The sequence below is a fragment of the Vibrio litoralis DSM 17657 genome (assembly GCF_000426765.1).
Lineage (GTDB): Bacteria > Pseudomonadota > Gammaproteobacteria > Enterobacterales > Vibrionaceae > Vibrio > Vibrio litoralis.
Window position 1 is genome coordinate 167,794 of record NZ_AUFZ01000016.1, and the last position, 17,160, is coordinate 184,953.

The 17,160-nt window shown below is 42.3% G+C and carries 15 protein-coding genes and 1 pseudogene; 10 read left to right on the forward strand and 6 right to left on the reverse strand.

Annotated elements, in window-relative coordinates; genetic code table 11:
* Positions 1 to 47: 47 nt before the first annotated feature.
* Positions 48 to 965 carry a glycyl-radical enzyme activating protein gene (locus K358_RS0104045; protein WP_027695614.1) on the forward strand — a complete coding sequence of 306 codons (918 nt, stop codon included), beginning with the start codon at positions 48 to 50 and terminating at the stop codon, positions 963 to 965.
* Between the two features lie 518 nt (positions 966 to 1,483).
* On the opposite strand, the gene K358_RS0104060 is transcribed toward K358_RS0104045, so the two are convergent.
* The 4 genes from K358_RS0104060 to K358_RS0104075 form a co-directional block, all read right to left on the reverse strand.
* On the reverse strand, positions 1,484 to 2,014 hold the full coding sequence (locus K358_RS0104060) for an MltR family transcriptional regulator (protein ID WP_027695615.1): 531 nt from the start codon (positions 2,012 to 2,014) through the stop codon (positions 1,484 to 1,486).
* Positions 2,015 to 2,065: 51 nt separating this feature from the next.
* Positions 2,066 to 3,214 (reverse strand): mannitol-1-phosphate 5-dehydrogenase, encoded by a 1,149-nt coding sequence (locus tag K358_RS0104065; protein ID WP_027695616.1) that lies wholly within the window; start codon positions 3,212 to 3,214, stop codon positions 2,066 to 2,068.
* 81 nt (positions 3,215 to 3,295) lie between these two features.
* Entirely contained in the window at positions 3,296 to 5,245 is a 1,950-nt protein-coding gene (locus K358_RS0104070; protein WP_027695617.1) for a PTS mannitol transporter subunit IICBA, read from the reverse strand.
* Positions 5,246 to 5,852: 607 nt separating this feature from the next.
* Positions 5,853 to 6,728, reverse strand: a complete 876-nt coding sequence (locus tag K358_RS0104075) for a pirin family protein (protein WP_027695618.1) — start codon at positions 6,726 to 6,728, stop codon at positions 5,853 to 5,855.
* A gap of 401 nt (positions 6,729 to 7,129) precedes the next feature.
* On the opposite strand from K358_RS0104075, the gene K358_RS0104080 reads away from it, so the two are divergent.
* The 8 genes from K358_RS0104080 to K358_RS0104115 all read left to right on the forward strand — a co-directional run bounded on the left by K358_RS0104080 (position 7,130) and on the right by K358_RS0104115 (position 15,537).
* Positions 7,130 to 8,806 (forward strand): ribulokinase, encoded by a 1,677-nt coding sequence (locus K358_RS0104080; RefSeq protein ID WP_027695619.1) that lies wholly within the window; start codon positions 7,130 to 7,132, stop codon positions 8,804 to 8,806.
* 2 nt (positions 8,807 to 8,808) lie between these two features.
* Positions 8,809 to 9,510, forward strand: a complete 702-nt coding sequence (locus tag K358_RS0104085; protein WP_038149660.1) for an L-ribulose-5-phosphate 4-epimerase — start codon at positions 8,809 to 8,811, stop codon at positions 9,508 to 9,510.
* 96 nt (positions 9,511 to 9,606) lie between these two features.
* The gene (araA, locus tag K358_RS0104090; RefSeq protein ID WP_038149661.1) at positions 9,607 to 11,127 is read left to right on the forward strand and encodes an L-arabinose isomerase; all 1,521 of its coding nucleotides are present in this window, start codon (positions 9,607 to 9,609) and stop codon (positions 11,125 to 11,127) included.
* Between the two features lie 70 nt (positions 11,128 to 11,197).
* A complete protein-coding gene (gene tal / locus K358_RS0104095) occupies positions 11,198 to 12,145 on the forward strand; it encodes a transaldolase (RefSeq protein WP_038149663.1) in 948 nt (315 codons plus the stop codon).
* Between the two features lie 83 nt (positions 12,146 to 12,228).
* Positions 12,229 to 13,059 carry a Cof-type HAD-IIB family hydrolase gene (locus K358_RS0104100; RefSeq protein WP_027695623.1) on the forward strand — a complete coding sequence of 277 codons (831 nt, stop codon included), beginning with the start codon at positions 12,229 to 12,231 and terminating at the stop codon, positions 13,057 to 13,059.
* A 26-nt stretch (positions 13,060 to 13,085) separates the two neighbouring features.
* A complete protein-coding gene (gene araC / locus K358_RS0104105) occupies positions 13,086 to 13,934 on the forward strand; it encodes an arabinose operon transcriptional regulator AraC (protein ID WP_244875223.1) in 849 nt (282 codons plus the stop codon).
* 695 nt (positions 13,935 to 14,629) lie between these two features.
* Positions 14,630 to 15,103 carry a GNAT family N-acetyltransferase gene (locus K358_RS0104110; protein ID WP_027695625.1) on the forward strand — a complete coding sequence of 158 codons (474 nt, stop codon included), beginning with the start codon at positions 14,630 to 14,632 and terminating at the stop codon, positions 15,101 to 15,103.
* 29 nt (positions 15,104 to 15,132) lie between these two features.
* The gene (locus tag K358_RS0104115) at positions 15,133 to 15,537 is read left to right on the forward strand and encodes a DUF1801 domain-containing protein (RefSeq protein ID WP_027695626.1); all 405 of its coding nucleotides are present in this window, start codon (positions 15,133 to 15,135) and stop codon (positions 15,535 to 15,537) included.
* A gap of 35 nt (positions 15,538 to 15,572) precedes the next feature.
* Here the strand turns inward: K358_RS0104115 and K358_RS19560 are convergent.
* Positions 15,573 to 15,714, reverse strand: a pseudogene (locus K358_RS19560) (IS110 family transposase); the annotation flags it as partial.
* Positions 15,715 to 15,748: 34 nt separating this feature from the next.
* Between K358_RS19560 and K358_RS0104120 the strand changes: the two are divergent.
* Positions 15,749 to 16,102, forward strand: coding sequence for an MmcQ/YjbR family DNA-binding protein (locus K358_RS0104120; protein WP_027695627.1), 354 nt, complete (start codon positions 15,749 to 15,751; stop codon positions 16,100 to 16,102).
* 52 nt (positions 16,103 to 16,154) lie between these two features.
* Here K358_RS0104120 and K358_RS0104125 read toward each other — a convergent pair whose 3' ends face one another.
* On the reverse strand, positions 16,155 to 17,147 hold the full coding sequence (locus K358_RS0104125) for a metal-dependent hydrolase (RefSeq protein WP_027695628.1): 993 nt from the start codon (positions 17,145 to 17,147) through the stop codon (positions 16,155 to 16,157).
* Between the last annotated feature and the right edge of the window lie 13 nt (positions 17,148 to 17,160).

Below are 17,160 nucleotides of genomic sequence, written 5' to 3' on the forward strand. Positions count from 1 at the left end.
GTGATGTAAGTAAGCGGCCTATTTTTATCAAAATAACGAGAAACTGTATGAATGAAGTTGATTACAACAAAGAAGGTGTTCTTTTTAACATCCAGCGATATTCGTTACATGATGGTCCCGGAATTCGAACTATTCCTTTTTTCAAAGGCTGTCCACTCTCTTGTAAATGGTGCAGCAACCCTGAATCGCAGCAGGCTAAACCTCAGTTGATCTTCAAAGCCAGCGATTGTGTGAATTGTGGCAAGTGCATCGATGTTTGCAAAGTGGGGGCGATTTCCCATTCAAATCCTCATTTTATTGATCGTGAAAAATGCGTCGAATGTGGTGCTTGTGTTGATGTTTGCCCAACCGGTGCGCTTGAGATAAAAGGCAAGCGAATGACGGTAGAGCAAGTTCTGCTTGAGCTTAAAAAAGACGAGAACTTATTCCGCAGAGCCGGTGGCGGAATCACCTTATCTGGTGGCGAGCCATTAGCGCAGCCTGAATTTGCCCGAGAGTTACTTAAAGGGTGCAAAGAGAAAGGTTGGCATACTGCGATAGAAACTACTGGACTGGGTTCAAAACAAGCCATTGAAGATGTTTTCCCTTGGATTGATTTAGCATTAGTCGATATTAAAGCCATTAATCCTGCCGTTCATAAAGCGGGAACAGGGGTTGATAACCGTACCATTCTGGAAAATATCCTGCGTATTTCATTTATTACCAAAGTGACCGTGCGTGTCCCAGTTATTCCTGGGTTTAACGATAACGAAGAAGAGATCCAAGCGATTGGTGAATTTGCTCAGTTGATGTCCAACGTGGATACCATCCATCTTCTTCCATACCACAATTATGGTGAGAATAAGTACGCATTACTGGGACGTATTTATCCTATGCAAGATACTGCATCAAACCCAGACGAAAAGATCCGACAACTAAAACATAAAGTAGAATCGATGGGATTTGCCTGCCATATCGGTGGTTAACTCGACTCTCAATCGGAGGAAGCAGATTCTGTGGTTTCTCCGTATTCACCCTTTGAATTTTGTTTCATTAGTAAAATATAAAATACTATATTACGTGCTTCACACCTTAACAATGCATCAATAGACATAAGAAAGTTGATATAGCAAAGTAGGTTAGTTCAACAACACTCTAAAAAGGAAGTATAAATGTTTAGTCACGTTATGGTTGGCTTGAATGATATCGATAAATCCAAGCAATTTAATGCTGCCATCTTAGCTGTTAGAGACCAAGATATAACTTAGAGAATGTCACGATATTTCTATTTAGACTAGGGAATAAAACGATCAAGTCCGGATTAGAAGGGAGGATTTTGGGCAAAGATTTCCACATTGTGAAATTAGCCTGTTAAGCTAAAAATACGGCATCTATTAGGGAAAAGCATGGACTTACTAGAGCAAGCGAAAAAGCTACTTGATGAACCAGTCACATTAGAATCCTTTCTAAAGCTGGACGAACTATATAGTCAAGTGTAGTACTATTAAAATGGGCTATCTTTTTGGAGTTCACTACAAATATCAACAATGGCCAGAGATAGACCAGACTTGATCACTTGCTGCTGACGTTGTAGTTGCATGCGGTAAAAGCTTAGGTCGATATCATCATCTGGTTCGGTAATATTTAAAGGCACCATTGCCATTTTTTCTATGAGGTTAAGTGACTTAATGCTACTGATGATTAATGGGTCGGTAAATTCATATTCGGAGCCGTCATTATTGAGTTTGTTACGCAGAATAATGAGATCTTCAATATCGTGATAAATAGCATCGGGCAATACGCCTAAACCAAACAATAGTTTTAAACGAACCGCTAGATCGCCGAGAGGACCAGAATCTTGCAATAAAGGTCCGACAACGGATTGCACGGCAAAATTATCCTTACGGAAAATACGCTTGATGAGAGCATCAATAGACTCATCAAATATCTCCACGGTTTGGATAAAGAAACCTCTCACCGTCGGTGCTTGGTTTAATCGTTCCAATATCTCTGTTTCGTTTAATTTTTCGCTCATTAGACCATCTAAATTAAGAGGGGGCGGAAAAAGCCCCCGTGATTATTAGAATTAAAGTTGTAAGTAAAGACTTTCGATTTTTTGCACTTCGGCACTGTTTTCATTAAGCCCGGTATAATGCGCTAATGTTTTTTTAATTCCTTGATCTTGAATTGATTTCTGTAATTCAATTGCTTGAGGGTCGTTATCATTACGATATTTACAAGCCGCTGCAATCCCTTTCAATAAAGTTGTGTTTTCTGTCCCGTATTCGATGGTGCCAAGTAGTGGCTTTATTAAGCGATCATTAGCGCTTAATTTACGAATAGGTTGTCGTCCTACGCGATCCACTTCATCAACAAGGTAAGGGTTAGCAAAACGATCTAATATTTTTTGGATATAAGCCCCGTGCATTTCACGGTCAAACTGGTAGCGCTGAATTAACACCTCGCCACTTTCATGCATAGCTTGTTTTACATCAAAGTAAATCTCAGGATCTTCAATGGCTTCGCGAATCGTACGGTGGCCTTTTAAACAACCTAAATACGCGGTAATACAATGACCAGTGTTGAGAGTGAATAGTTTGCGTTCTACAAAAGCCATTAAGTTATTGGTTTTTTCCATTCCTGCGATATCAGGAATTTCGCCTTTAAATTGGCTTTCATCGACAATCCACTCGCTAAAGCTTTCTACGGTAACTTCAAGTGGATCATCATTCGCCGCTTCTGCTGGAGGAACAATTCGATCAACGGCAGAGTCGACAAACCCAATTAAAGTATCTGCTTGAGTATGTAGGTTAGGGGATAAGTATTTATAAACTTCACCTTTTAGATGAGTTGTGCCTCTAACCATATTTTCACAAGCGATGATATTTAAAGGTTTCAGATTACCTGCTTCAAAGCGCTTAGTGATGCCCGTTGCGATAGTTTTAGCAATGATATCAAGTACATTAGGGCCAACAGCTGTTGTAACAAGGTCTGTGTGGATGATACGTTCAATCACATCATCACTGGCTGAATTAACGGCAGTAACATGATTCACCGTATCGATTTGGCATTTCAAGCCGACGACTTTAACTTTATATTCTTGTTTATGGCTGATTTGATCGACAAGCGGTGCATTAACATCAGCAAAAGTTACTTGAACATCTGCATCTGCTAGAAGCTTTCCTATGAATCCTCGACCAATATTACCTGCACCAAAGTGAACTGCATTTTTCATAATAAATTCCTACGATAAAAATAAAGCTTGTTAGGGTGAGGCCAGGTGTATAGGGGCACGCTGACCTCGAATCATACAGAGTTATGCCGCTTGATTACCTTGTAAGATTTCCAATACTTCTTCGACATCGGTTGTCGTTGTTAATCTTTCAATGGCATCAGGGTCATCTAACGCATTGGTTATCGTAGTGATTACTTGAATGTGTTCGTCATTTTTAGCCGCTATACCGATAACAAGTTTGGCGACTTCATCGTCGTCTTCACCAAACTGCACACCACGAGGGTATTGGCAAATCACGATGCCTGTTTTGATGACTCGGTCTTTTGCTTCAACGGTTCCATGAGGGACGGCAATTGATTCACCAAGATAAGTAGGTACCAGTTTTTCACGCTCAAACATGGCATCGACATATTCTGGTTCAGCATAGCCAAGTTCGACTAATTGGTTACCTGCGAAACGGATAGCTTCTTCTTTATTACTGGCAGATAAACTTAAATGAATATTTTTACGTTCAATATTAAATACAGAAGGCGCTTGTTCTTCAAAGCTTTCATCATTTGCCGCAAGTATAGAGACTTTCATTGCTTGATTATCGTTAGCCGCTTCTGGACGTTGCTCAGCTAATAGCTTGGTTACTAGTTGGTTGTACATTTCGCTATCTAAGAAGTTAACCAATGAAATATGGAATGCATTAGGGACATGTTTACGAGCACGTTCTGTTAAATCTTTATGAGTGATCACGATATCAACTCCTTCTTGTAAGCTATTAATGGCAAGGTTGGTTACTTGAATATCTAGACCCGCTTGTTGAATTTTCTTGCGTAGCAGGCTGGCACCCATGGCACTTGATCCCATACCGGCATCACAAGCGACAATAATGCTACGAACATTTGCCATATCTATTTTGTTACTTTGGTTGGTTGCAGCACTTTCACCTTTCGCTGATGCTTTCATGTTTTGCATATCAGCAGTGGCTTTATCTAAGGCAGTTTCATCGCCATCTTCTTCCGTTGTACGTTGTGATTTCATTAGCAATGCTGCGATGGTAAATGACACGGCCGTGGCGGCAAAGATAGAACACAGAACTCCTAGCATTGAGCTTTTCGGTGCCATTAATAAAATAGCGAAGATAGAGCCTGGAGAAGCAGGGGAAACGATACCTGCATCAAAGAGAGTGAGAACGAATACACCCGTCATACCCCCCGCAATCGCGGCTAGGATTAAACGTGGATTCATTAAGATATATGGGAAATAGATTTCATGGATACCACCGAAGAAGTGGATAATCGAGGCACCACCGGCAGTTTGTTTTGCCGTACCTTTTCCAAAAAACATATAAGCTAAAAGAATACCTAAACCAGGGCCTGGGTTAGATTCAATTAAGAAGAAAATAGACTGACCCGTTTCAGCTGCTTGCTGAATACCGAGCGGTGAGAAAATACCGTGGTTGATTGCATTATTTAAGAATAAGATTTTTGCTGGCTCAACAAAAATAGAAGTTAATGCAAGTAAGTGAGCATCCACTAAGAAATGAACGCCTGCAGCTAAAGTGTTGGAAAGTACTTTAACAAATGGACCAATCAGCATGAAGGCAATAATTGCACAAATCATCCCGATAATGCCGGCTGAGAAGTTGTTAACCAACATTTCAAAGCCACTTTTAATTTTACCTTCTACGCGCTTATCAAAGGCTTTAATTGCCCAACCGCCCATAGGACCAACAATCATTGCCCCCATGAACATTGGAATATCGGTTCCAACGATCACACCCATTGTTGTGATTGCACCGACAACTGCACCACGCTCACCACCGATAAGTTTACCACCGGTATAACCTATCAATAAGGGAAGCAGGTAAGTAATCATCGGGCCAACCATAGAGGCTAAAGTTTCGTTTGGAAACCAGCCAGTTGGAATGAATAAGGCAGTAATAAAGCCCCATGCGATAAACGCACCTATGTTGGGCATAACCATGTTAGAGAGGAAACGACCAAAATTTTGTATCTTGATCTTAGCATCAGGTGATATCATAACGACTCCCGTTTGATGTTCTTAATTATTTTGTTGTTGTAAACGGTTCGCGAAAACCGCATTGATTGCTTAGTACCCAATCAATTTACCACACAAATTAATTAATGAACTGATAACGGGTTTTTTGTGATCAGTATCTCTATTGTCTGTCGTTTTTTTAATTTCTATGCGATCTATATTGCAAAATTTAGTTGTAATTTTCCTACAAAACGCAAATTAGATATTTTTATTAAAATTAAATGTGATATATGTCACGTTTTGTAGTGGTGTGGTGGTGATATTTATTGTGACGCCCATCACTAAATTAAACTTATCTTACTTGTAGTTAATTATATGAGTGACTTGTGTCACATTCATTTAATTAATTCAATGTGTGAAATAATTCCCCCCATGAATGCCTCACCTGTGTGTAATTTAGTAACATAATATTTAGTGCGAAAATCTGGTTTTTTATCAATATATTCAAGACAAAAAAATCCCTGCAATTAGGGAAAAGCAGGGAGTGGCTTATTATGTCCCTTACGGGCTGATGCGAATCAGAAGCACAATGAATAAATTATAGACCTAGATCACGGTTTATGACCGTGAAATTTATGTGAAATGAACCTTAATATTGATGAAACTTACCAGATTGATAGTCATTAATCGCTTGGTTGATTTCATCCATTGTATTCATCACAAATGGCCCGTAGTGCACAACCGGTTCGTTGATTGGCTGACCGACAAAAATCAGCACACCGCTATCGCTATTGGCGTGCAATCTTATTTCATCTAGGTCTTCACCTTGCGCACTAGAAGCGGGAAGCATCGCAAAATCGGATTGCTTCAGCGCTTTACCCGAAACCGTTACCGCGCCTTTATATACATAGATCATAGCGTTATGTTGGCTTGGAATGGTCAGCGATATTTCACTGTTTTTTTGTGCTTTCCAGTCAGCCACGCTTGCCGGTACACCGGTATCAGTGAGTGGACCTTTGAGTGCTTCATTGTTTACCGTTAAATCACCTGCCAATAAGCGCAGTAAGTTGCCTTCAGAAAATAGCGTTTCATTGATCGTCTCAGGCTGAAAATCAAAGTATTTCGCTGGCTGCATTTTGTCGCGAGCCGGTTGGTTTATCCAGATCTGAAAACCATGTAATTGACCATCTTCCATAATTGGCATTTCACTGTGGATCACACCTTGTCCTGCCGCCATCCATTGAGCGCCACCGCTACGCAATTCACCGACATTGCCCATATGATCTTTGTGCTGGAAATGACCATTCATCATATAAGTTAGCGTTTCAATACCACGGTGCGGGTGAGGAGGAAAACCGCCTACATAGTCTTTTTTATCATCGGCTTTTAATTCATCCATCATTAGAAATGGCGAAAAATGCTTGTTATTAAAGCCAGCAACACGCTGTATTTTTACCCCATCACCATCGGATGTTGGTTGAGATTGCATAATTAAGCGAACTTCACGAAATTGGGTTTGAGACATAGTGACCTCAGGGCTTATGAATAAGGAATGACTTAATCTTAGTGAACCTGTGACCAGTTGTTGAGTATGAGAAATGCATTAACTTGTTCGAAAAAACTGAATAAGGCAGAGCGGGTTTGTTTTCTCGGCGTGTGCTTGTTGATTTATTTTGACTTATCTTGCGGTTTACCGTCATCAATATTGTCCATACTTCCAGCAATTTTCTTCATTCTTGCCTATCTCATAAACATGATCTAGCTATCACTAATTCTGGGGTAGCGGTTTTGTCTATATTTTTAGCGGCTATCTTAATGGCGGGAATGGGATCCATCCTATTAAATGAATACATAGCTTATATCCAGCGCTAGAACTTAGAACTATACGCTGGATGATTCGATTCATTTTACTTTGGTGGACTCATTATGAGTGTTGAAAAATTTACAATTGGTTTGGATTTCGGTTCCGACTCTGTTCGTGCTTTATTAGTCAATACCAAAACCGGTCAAGAAGTGGCTTGTGGCGTTCAATATTATCCTCGTTGGATGGAAGGCCAATACTGCCAACCAGCGGTTTCTCAATTCCGTCATCATCCTCAAGACTACATAGATGCCATGACCGCAGCGGTACAACAAACTCTAGAACAAGTGTCTGATGAGATTAAACAAAGTGTCGTCGGCATTGGTGTTGACACCACGGGCTCAACGCCTGCGCCTGTCGATAAAGATGGCAACGTTTTAGCTTTACTACCTGAGTTTGAACACAATCCAAATGCAATGTTCATTTTGTGGAAAGACCACACATCAATTCAAAAAGCTGAGCTGATTAACCAACTGGCTCACAGCGGTGACTTCCCTGATTACACACGCTATGTCGGTGGCATTTATTCTTCTGAATGGTTCTGGGCAAAAGCGGCTTGGGTAAGTGAGCAAGATGCCAAAGTGGCGCAACAAGCTCATACCTGGGTTGAGTTATGTGACTGGATCCCAGCGTTAATCTCTGGCAATCAAGCGCCGACTCAATTACGCCGTGGTATCTGTGCTGCTGGTCATAAAGCGCTTTGGCATGATGATTGGAACGGCCTACCGGCTCAAGATTTTCTTTCTGCTATTTCTCCAACTCTGGATGGTATTCGTGAGCGTATGTTCACTGAAGTGTATACCTCAGATCAACAAGCGGGCTTATTAAGCGCGGAATGGGCGGAACGTTTTGGTTTACCAGGAGGTATTGCGGTTGCGATTGGTGAGTTTGATTGTCACATGGGCGCAGTAGGTGCTGGTGCTGGTGAGCATGACCTAGTGAAAGTAATTGGCACTTCAACCTGTGACATTTTAATGGTGAAACCAGAAGATGTGGCAGGCAAAACCATTGAAGGCATTTGTGGTCAAGTAAAAGGTAGCGCATTGCCAAGTTTGGTGGCGTTAGAAGCGGGCCAGTCTGCTTTTGGTGATATTTACGCATGGTACAAACGTCTACTGATGTGGCCGATTCAACAATGGGTGAAAACGCACCCAGAAGATCAACACCTGCTTGATGGTATTGATGACATTCTTATCCCAATGCTGGCTGATGCCGCGAGCGATCAACCTCAAGCGGAGCATTCTCCACTGAGTATGGATTGGCACAATGGCCGTAGAACACCAATGGCCAACCAACGCTTAAAAGGTGTGATCAGTGGATTGAATTTAGGCAGTACCTCTCCAGATGTGTTCTACAGCTTAGTGGAATCAACCGCGCATGGTGCAAAAGCGATTATGGATTGCATGGTCACACAAGGCGTTGATGTGAAACGTGTGCTCGCGATTGGCGGTATTGCACAAAAATCATCTTTGGTCATGCAAACCTGCGCCGATGTGATGGGCCGTGATATTGCGGTGGTTGAATCTGACCAATGTTGCGCATTGGGTGCGGCGATTTTTGCAGCGGTGGCAGCGGATGCTCACACCAGTGTTAGTGAAGCTCAAGCGGCAATGGCGAGCCCAATTCGTCATGTTTATACCCCAGAAAAAGGCGCGGTGGCTTTCTACCAAAATCGTCATCAATCTTATCGTGATTTAGGCCAGCATGTTGAAGCCTTTACTGATGAACAAAAAGGAGCCTAATCATGTCACAGCAACTTCTTCCTGAATTAAGAGAGCAAGTATGGCGTGCCAACATGGATTTGCAGGTACACAACCTAGTGACATTCACATGGGGCAATGTATCAGGCATCGATCGCGAAACGGGTTTAGTGGCAATTAAACCAAGCGGTGTCGCTTATGAAGATTTAAGTCCTGAAAATATGGTGCTGGTGGATTTAGATGGCAACATTGTACAGGGCGACTTAAAACCATCTTCGGATACGGCGACTCACTTAGCTTTATACCGAGCATTTAAAGACATGGGCGGCATCGTGCATACTCATTCTTCTTACGCAACATCATGGGCGCAAGCAGGGGCGGCAATTCCGGCTTTTGGCACCACGCATGCCGATTATTTTTACGGCAATATTCCTTGCGCTCGTGCTCTGACTGAACAAGAAATTAAACACGATTACGAACTGAATACTGGCAACGTGATTATAGAAACGATCGGTGACACTGATCCGATGGCGATTCCCGGCATTTTAGTTCGCGAACACGCACCATTTACTTGGGGCAAAGATCCTAGCAACGCTGTCCACAATGCCGTGGTAGTAGAAGAAGTGGCAAAAATGGCTTATCGCACGATTACGATTAACCCAAGTACGTTGCCAATTCCCCAGACGCTATTGGACAAGCATTATCTACGTAAGCACGGTAAAGACGCTTACTACGGACAAAAATAGTATACCCATTTACTTAATATTTATCGTTTCATTCAAGAGTAGTACTTAACGAAAAGTCATTGAATGGAGCGAAACAGGACAAACATAGAGGCAATTATGACAACTTCAAACACAAGCTCTTCATTAGTAAAAAAGGCAGTATGGTTTATCACTGGTTCACAGCATTTATATGGACCAAAAGTACTTGAGCAAGTCGCAGCCAACAGCCAAGAAATCGTTGCTGGCTTTAATCAAGGTGATGATATTTGTGTTTCTATCGAGTGCAAAGATACGGTTAAGTCACCAGAAGAAATTTTGAAAGTGTGCCAAGAAGCCAACAACGACGAAAACTGTCTTGGTGTGGTGTTATGGATGCACACTTTCTCGCCTGCAAAAATGTGGATTGCAGGCCTAAAACAACTGAATAAACCATTCGTTCACCTACATACTCAATTTAGCGAAGCCCTACCGTGGGAAAGCATTGATATGGCGTACATGAACTTAAACCAAAGTGCTCACGGTGACCGTGAATTTGGTTTCATCGGTACTCGTCTAGGTCTAGATCGCCGCGTTATCGTGGGTCACTGGCAGAAAGAATCGGTACGTAAGCAGCTTGATCACTGGTGTCGTGCCGCAATCGGTTGGAACGAAAGTAACACACTACGTGTTGCTCGCTTCGGTGACAACATGCGTCAAGTTGCGGTAACCGAAGGCAACAAAGTAAGCTCACAAATTGAGTTTGGTTTTGAAGTTCACGCTTATGGCTTGGGTGAGCTAACAGAAGTGGTTAACGCAGTAGAAGACAGCGCGATCACCGCATTGCTTGAAGAATATCGTTCGACTTACAGCATCGCATCAGAAATTTTTGAAAATGCAGAACAACTTGAAGTATTGAAAAACGAAGCGCGTTTAGAGCTTGGTATGGAAAAATTCCTACAAGATCGCGGTTGCATGGCGTTTGTAAATACCTTTGAAAACCTAACTGGCCTAACTAACCTTCCTGGTCTAGCGACTCAACGCTTGATGGAAAAAGGTTACGGCTACGGCGGTGAGGGTGACTGGAAAACGGCCGCGATGACTCGAATCATCAAAGCAATGGGCCAAGGTCTACCGGGCGGTACGTCTTTCATGGAAGACTACACTTACAACCTAACCGGTGAAGGCCAAGTATTGGGTGCGCACATGCTAGAAGTATGTCCAACCATCGCAGCTGAAAAGCCATCAGTACAAATCCACCGTCACACCATTGGTAAAACTGATGATGTTGCACGCGCAATCTTTAGTGCTAAAGCGGGTCCTGCATTAGTAGTAACACTGATTGACCTAGGTAACCGTTACCGCATGCTTGTTAACGAAATCGACACGGTTAACCCGCCATCGGATCTACCGCACCTTCCAGTTGCACACGCACTTTGGGAGCCAAAACCGAATCTTGAAGTATCTGCGGCCGCTTGGATCCATGCGGGTGGCGCACACCACAGCGTTTACACACAAAACGTAACGCTAGATATGCTAGAAGATTTTGCTGAATTTGCTGGTATCGAGCTTGTTGTGATTGATAGCAACACAACGATTCGCGACTTTAAAACAACGCTTAAACACAACAGCATGTTCTACCGTCTAAGCAACGGCATCTAATTAACTTCAGCGCCCACCTCAAAAGTGGGCGCTTTTTTATTTTTATATTGTTTATATTTTAGGGATCGAGATGAATCAATTACAACAACTACGCCAATTCACCACTGTGGTGGCCGATACCGGTGATATTCAGGCGATAACGCAATATCAACCACAAGATGCGACAACCAATCCATCGCTAATTTTAAAAGCGGCACAACTTTCCGACTACCAACCATTGATAGAACAAGCCATTGAATATGCGAAAAGTCAGAGTCAAGATAAGAAAACGCAGATCGAAGATACGTGCGATATGCTGGCAGTCAATATTGGTAAAGAAATCTTAAAAGTGGTGCCGGGCCGTATTTCAACAGAAGTGGATGCGTGTCTTTCTTATGATACCGAAGGCAGCATTAAAAAAGCACGTAAACTGATCAAACTGTATAACGATGCAGGCGTGAGCAATGATCGTATTTTGATTAAGTTAGCTTCTACGTGGCAAGGCATTCGCGCCGCGGAGCAACTGGAAAAAGAAGGCATTCAATGTAACCTGACGCTGTTGTTTTCCTTTGCTCAAGCGCGTGCTTGTGCGGAAGCGGGCGTTTACTTGATTTCGCCATTCGTGGGTCGAATCATGGATTGGTATAAAGCCAAAGAAGGCAAAGAGTTCTCTGCCGATGAAGATCCGGGCGTATTATCAGTACAGAAAATTTACCAATACTATAAAACTCATGCTTACCCAACGGTTGTCATGGGCGCAAGTTTCCGCAACGTAGGGGAGATTCTAGAGCTAGCTGGCTGTGATCGCTTAACCATTAGCCCACAACTACTGCAAGAGCTTGAGCAAGCGGAAGGTGAAATCAGCGCTAAATTGGTAGCAGGACCTGAAACCAAGCCAGCGCCACAGCCACTGACTGAAGCGGAATTCCTATGGGAGCACAACCAAGATCCAATGGCGGTCGAGAAACTGGCAGAAGGCATTCGCAATTTTGCTGTCGATCAAGGTAAACTCGAAGCCATGATTGCAGATAAGCTATAAATTCTGCATCTTGAAGTCACTTGGGTATAAAACGTTATTAAGCCAGTACAGAGTTGCTGGCTTTGTTGTATAAAAGGAAGTCTATGACGTACCAATTTTTGGCATTAGATCTTGATGGCACTACGCTGCAAAATGACCATACGCTAAACCCTACGGTAAAAGCGTATGTGCAGAAAATCAAACACCACTACCCAGTTATGATTGTCACTGGCCGTCATCATACTGCGGCGAAACCTTATTATGATGAGCTTGAATTAACTACCCCAATTATCTGCTGTAACGGCGTCTATCGCTATGATTATGCGAATCAATCGGTAGAAACCGGTATCGCCATCCCTCATGATTTAGCGCAATCCTTCCTAGTTTTAGCGTACCAATATCAACTGCAATTGGTGATGTACACCGAAGAGGGTATGGCGTTCTCACAGCACGATCCTATTCCTTATATGTTGCCTTTAAAGCAGTGGGCGCAAAGCTACCCTGAAAATCAGCAGCCGAATATTTATCAAGTTGAGAGTTTTGAAGCGGAACTCGGTAAGACCAACAAAGTGTGGAAGTTTGTCGCTCAAGGTTCGCCAGAGAATTTTCAGGCATTCTTAAAACAACCTCTCATTGAAGAGTATTTTTCCGGTTCATTGTCGGGTGAGAATAAAATTGATTTGGCGATGAAAGGGCACAGTAAAGGCCAAGCCTTGCTCGATTACCTAGCAACACAAAACATTGACGCATCGCAAACGGTTGCTGCGGGGGATAATTATAATGATATTTCTATGCTGAGTGTCGCGGGTGGTTCGATTGCCATGCAGCATGCCCATAGAGATGTACAGAAACATGCTAAAATTATCTGTACCACTGATAATCAGGGTGACGGATTAACACAATTATTAAAACAATATTTTCCGATTAAGAATTAAAACCCATATATAGGGTAATTGCTGCTATGAATTCAACAATGCAAACCGATCCACTTAAGCCGGGTTATGATTTTAACGCTCACCTAGTGGCGGGTTTAACACCGATTGAAAAGGGGGGCGATCTGGATTTCACCATCGATCGTCCAAATGGCATGAAAGGTTTTATCATCAACTTGACGGTCAAAGGTCAAGGTACCGTCTTTCATGGTGATGACGCGTTTGAAGTGCAAGAAGGGGACTTGCTACTTTTTCCAACTGGAGTGCCTCATTTTTATCATCGTTCTGAAGGCGCAGAAGAATGGCACCACCGCTGGATCTATTTCCGCCCACGTGCTTACTGGAACAATCGCTTAAAATGGGAAGAATGCACCAATGGTGTGTTTATCACCAAAGGTGTTCAAATCTCAGATCAAGAAAAACTGAATCAACTGTTTCAGCAAATTGAAGAGATGAGTAAAGTTGAAGAACCTTACATTGATGAGTTGAGCTTAAACTTACTTGAGCAGATCTTGATTCGCTGCAAAATGAACCAGCCTAATTTAATTAAAAAGCGCATTGATCCACGTATCACTGAAGTCGTTAATTACATGGCAAAACATTTAAGTGAAGATTTCAGTAATGAGCAATTGGCAGATTTAATATGTCTTTCACCGTCTCGTTTAGGCCACTTATTCCGCGATGAAATTGGCATGACCATCACCCAATGGCGCGATGATCAACGTATTAGCCGAGCCAAGCAGTTATTGGTCACATCAAACTACTCGATAAACCAAATCTCACGCTTAATTGGCTACTCTGATCCGCTGTATTTTTCACGAGTATTTAAAAACAAAGCAGGACTTAGTCCGAAACTGTACCGTGAAAAGGTCATGTGATTACGATGAAAAGTCGGCTGAAACAGCAAATAAAACATGCTTATTACGCCTGCTTTTATCTTGGTGCCGCCGTCATTGTTTGGCGGCTTAACCATTCCTCCAGCTGGTAACCCTCAAGTAATCTTTCCAATGAATTGACGGGTATGCACTCTGCCATCATCACTTCTAATATCGTCCTCACCATCTTAGTCATAGCTCTTGTGCTAATAGGCCTCTACCATGTAGTTAAAGGCTACAAAGCACAGTAATAAATGAATTCTAATCGCGAACGGGGGCGGATTGTTTTCGTATTCCACACTTGCTAGATATGGGGTAAGTCTGACATTTGTTAATGTATTTAGATGTTTAGCTTGCTGTAGAGAAACATGAGTGGAATGATAGATGGATTTTTCCGTCTATTAAATGGTTAGTATTTTTGGTGCTACTTTTGTTTTCCCTGCATGGCTAAGTCTGCAAAGTGGGGCAAGAATAGTTAGGAGGTAAAGTTTGGTGAAAAATCAAAGGTGTCATTCGTGGGAACTAGTGACACAAAGCTAACAATTGTTCGAGAGTGACTCGGCCCGCATGGCATTTTTACTATGCGTTGCACATAGTGATTAAGGTGTTATGCAGAAACTTCGGTATTGTGTTGTCCATACCTACATTGTGTTCCGGAACTCAGCAAAGCTAGGCGTTAAGTTTTTTGGGAGGTTTAGGTGACTGTCAGAAAAATGGAAGAGAAAGATATTGAAGCTGTAAGCGCAATTTGCATGGCTTCGTTTTGGCAGTCCGTTGCCGACACATTATCGGATGAAGGGATTTCAACCTTCTCAAAAATTGCGGCAAGTAATGCTTTTCTTGACAGAATGAAGGGCGACAACTTGATGCTAGTTGCTGAAAAAAATGGAAAAATAGAAGGTGTGATTGAGCTAAAGGAAGGTCGCCATGTTGCAATGCTCTTTATTAGTCCGGAACACCAGAAAAAAGGTATTGGGAAGACGTTGATTTCATTAGCCCTGAAACATGCGAAGGTTGATACTGTCACCGTCAGCGCCTCTTTATCTTCAGTTTCCGCTTATGAAAAGTATGGGTTTGAGTGTAAGGGTAAAACAAGAGAGTCGGCAGGCTTGATCTACCAACCGATGGAAATCAAACCTAACAAGGCAATAATACACACGACATGTGCGTGATTGCGCCGTTGTGTGAATAGGAGATTCTAATGAACAAGGTCGTCAAAGAACGTTTCAATGAATATCCGGGAAATGCTCGTATTAGGTTAGAGGAACTGCGTAGTCTAGTTTTTCAAATCGTATCAGAGCTAGAGTTGGGTGAAGTTGATGAAACTCTTAAATGGGGAGAGCCAAGCTACAGTGTAAAAGCAGGCAGTCCGCTAAGAATGGACTGGAAGATCAAATCTCCTAATAATTATTATCTGTTCTTTAATTGTCAAACTAAACTAGTCGATACATTCCGCGAATTGTATGGTGAAGAATTGGTGTTTCAAGGAAACAGAGCGATAGTTTTGTCTTTATCGAAGCCGCTACCAGAAACAGTAATCAGGTCCTGTTTAGAGTTCGCTTTGACCTATCAGCAGCGTAAGAACTTGCCTCTTTTGGGCGCGTGAAAAACTTACCTACAAAGCGAGTATGGCGTTAATAATTAAATTTTAGCTCTATTTTCATTCCACATAACGCCATCTCTTAGCATCGAATTTAAGACCACAACCATCTTGCGAACACAGATAATGATAGCGATTTTTTAGGTTTCCAGTGACTAAAAGACGTTGATAGGTGTCTTGAAAACTGAGTTACATGGCATAGCAGGTATCAAACACAATGACACATGATGAATTTAACCAATTTTGTGGCAGCCTGACTGCTTCGACGTATGTAATGCAGTGGAACCACTCCCATGTTTGGAAAGTTGGAGGGAAAGTGTTTGCCATCGGTAGTACCTCTAAAACCGGACAACCAGCGTTTACATTCAAAACCTCACCAATTAATTTTGAGTTTCTACGCCAAGAATCGGGCTATATTCCGGCCCCTTATTTTGCCAGCCGTGGTATGAAATGGATCCAGCAAGTTGAAACTACGGGTGCGCTCGATGAGGATTTAAAATATTACCTATCAGAATCCTACCGTTTGGTATTTGAAGGTTTAACCAAAGCCAAGCGTAAGGCGTTAGGGTAGATAATCGTAATTTACACTGTAAAAATCATCTAGCTATCAACAGATAGAATATTCAATCAAACATCATATCGAGAGGCAGTAACTCTCTCTTACCGTTTCCTGTGTTGCTTTGATACTGAATATGTTGGTTTGGTTGCTGTAGGTTGAGCTTTATTCCCCATAGAGGCTCGATTCCATTAACTTGCGTCGCATAGCGAATATCCCCGATCATCAATGGATTATCTTTATCGACTACGAGCCAGCCATCACTAAACCAACTAAATCGAGCAATGTCTTGAAATTGAATGGAATGACTATCGATAGCGGAATAGCTTTTGCCAATGTCGAGTGTTGCAATGGATTGACCGGGGTAGACGGTTGTTTTACCTAGTAGTGAAACTCGAATGGCATTCACGTAATAGCGGTCGTTAGCTTGGTAAATTGTGCGCCAGACTAATAAGTTTCCTATGGTAGGCATCGCTTTGATACGAGTGGCGGAGTGCATATTCTGATGGGTAATCTGCTTTGTTGCTGCTAGTGCTCTATGATGTTGTAGTGCGCCAAAACTGATATAGAAAGCAAAGAAACTTGCGCCTACGATCATCCATTTTTTTGATTTGGTGATACAGGTGACGATGATTGCGATAAGCAAGGGAATGGTCACTAGTGGGTCGATAATACCAATTACATCCCATGCAATACGTTGGTTCGAAAACGGCCAAAGTAGTTGAGTACCGTAGGTGGTTAAGGCGTCGAGTAATCCATGAGTCGCATAACCAATGGTGGCAAACAAAAGGGTTTGTTTAAAGGGAATTTGGCGGTAGACGATAGCCCAAAGCAGTAGCGCAATAATCAAACCACCAAATGGAATGAAGAACAGTGAATGGGTAAATTGGCGATGAAACTCTAGTGCCAACAATGGATCACTGCTCGATTTGATAAGCACATCTAAATCTGGTGCTAAACCCGCCACACAGCCGACTTTCGCTGCATGTCTCCGATATTGTTTGTTTGATACCAGTAGCGCGGCAGCCGCACCTAGTACGCCTTGGGATATTGGATCCATTCTATGTCCTTTC

Bases quoted from the DNA above. Each gene is read 5' to 3' on its own strand.
- K358_RS0104045 (WP_027695614.1), top strand. From the start codon at position 48: ATGAATGAAGTTGATTACAACAAAGAAGGTGTTCTTTTTAACATCCAG.
- K358_RS0104115 (WP_027695626.1), top strand. From the start codon at position 15,133: ATGAACAAGGTCGTCAAAGAACGTTTCAATGAATATCCGGGAAATGCT.
- K358_RS0104120 (WP_027695627.1), top strand. From the start codon at position 15,749: ATGACACATGATGAATTTAACCAATTTTGTGGCAGCCTGACTGCTTCG.
- K358_RS0104100 (WP_027695623.1), top strand. From the start codon at position 12,229: ATGACGTACCAATTTTTGGCATTAGATCTTGATGGCACTACGCTGCAA.
- K358_RS0104065 (WP_027695616.1), bottom strand. From the start codon at position 3,214: ATGAAAAATGCAGTTCACTTTGGTGCAGGTAATATTGGTCGAGGATTC.
- araA (WP_038149661.1), top strand. From the start codon at position 9,607: ATGACAACTTCAAACACAAGCTCTTCATTAGTAAAAAAGGCAGTATGG.
- K358_RS0104070 (WP_027695617.1), bottom strand. From the start codon at position 5,245: ATGATATCACCTGATGCTAAGATCAAGATACAAAATTTTGGTCGTTTC.
- K358_RS0104075 (WP_027695618.1), bottom strand. From the start codon at position 6,728: ATGTCTCAAACCCAATTTCGTGAAGTTCGCTTAATTATGCAATCTCAA.
- araC (WP_244875223.1), top strand. From the start codon at position 13,086: ATGAATTCAACAATGCAAACCGATCCACTTAAGCCGGGTTATGATTTT.
- K358_RS0104060 (WP_027695615.1), bottom strand. From the start codon at position 2,014: ATGAGCGAAAAATTAAACGAAACAGAGATATTGGAACGATTAAACCAA.
- K358_RS0104080 (WP_027695619.1), top strand. From the start codon at position 7,130: ATGAGTGTTGAAAAATTTACAATTGGTTTGGATTTCGGTTCCGACTCT.
- K358_RS0104085 (WP_038149660.1), top strand. From the start codon at position 8,809: ATGTCACAGCAACTTCTTCCTGAATTAAGAGAGCAAGTATGGCGTGCC.
- K358_RS0104125 (WP_027695628.1), bottom strand. From the start codon at position 17,147: ATGGATCCAATATCCCAAGGCGTACTAGGTGCGGCTGCCGCGCTACTG.
- tal (WP_038149663.1), top strand. From the start codon at position 11,198: ATGAATCAATTACAACAACTACGCCAATTCACCACTGTGGTGGCCGAT.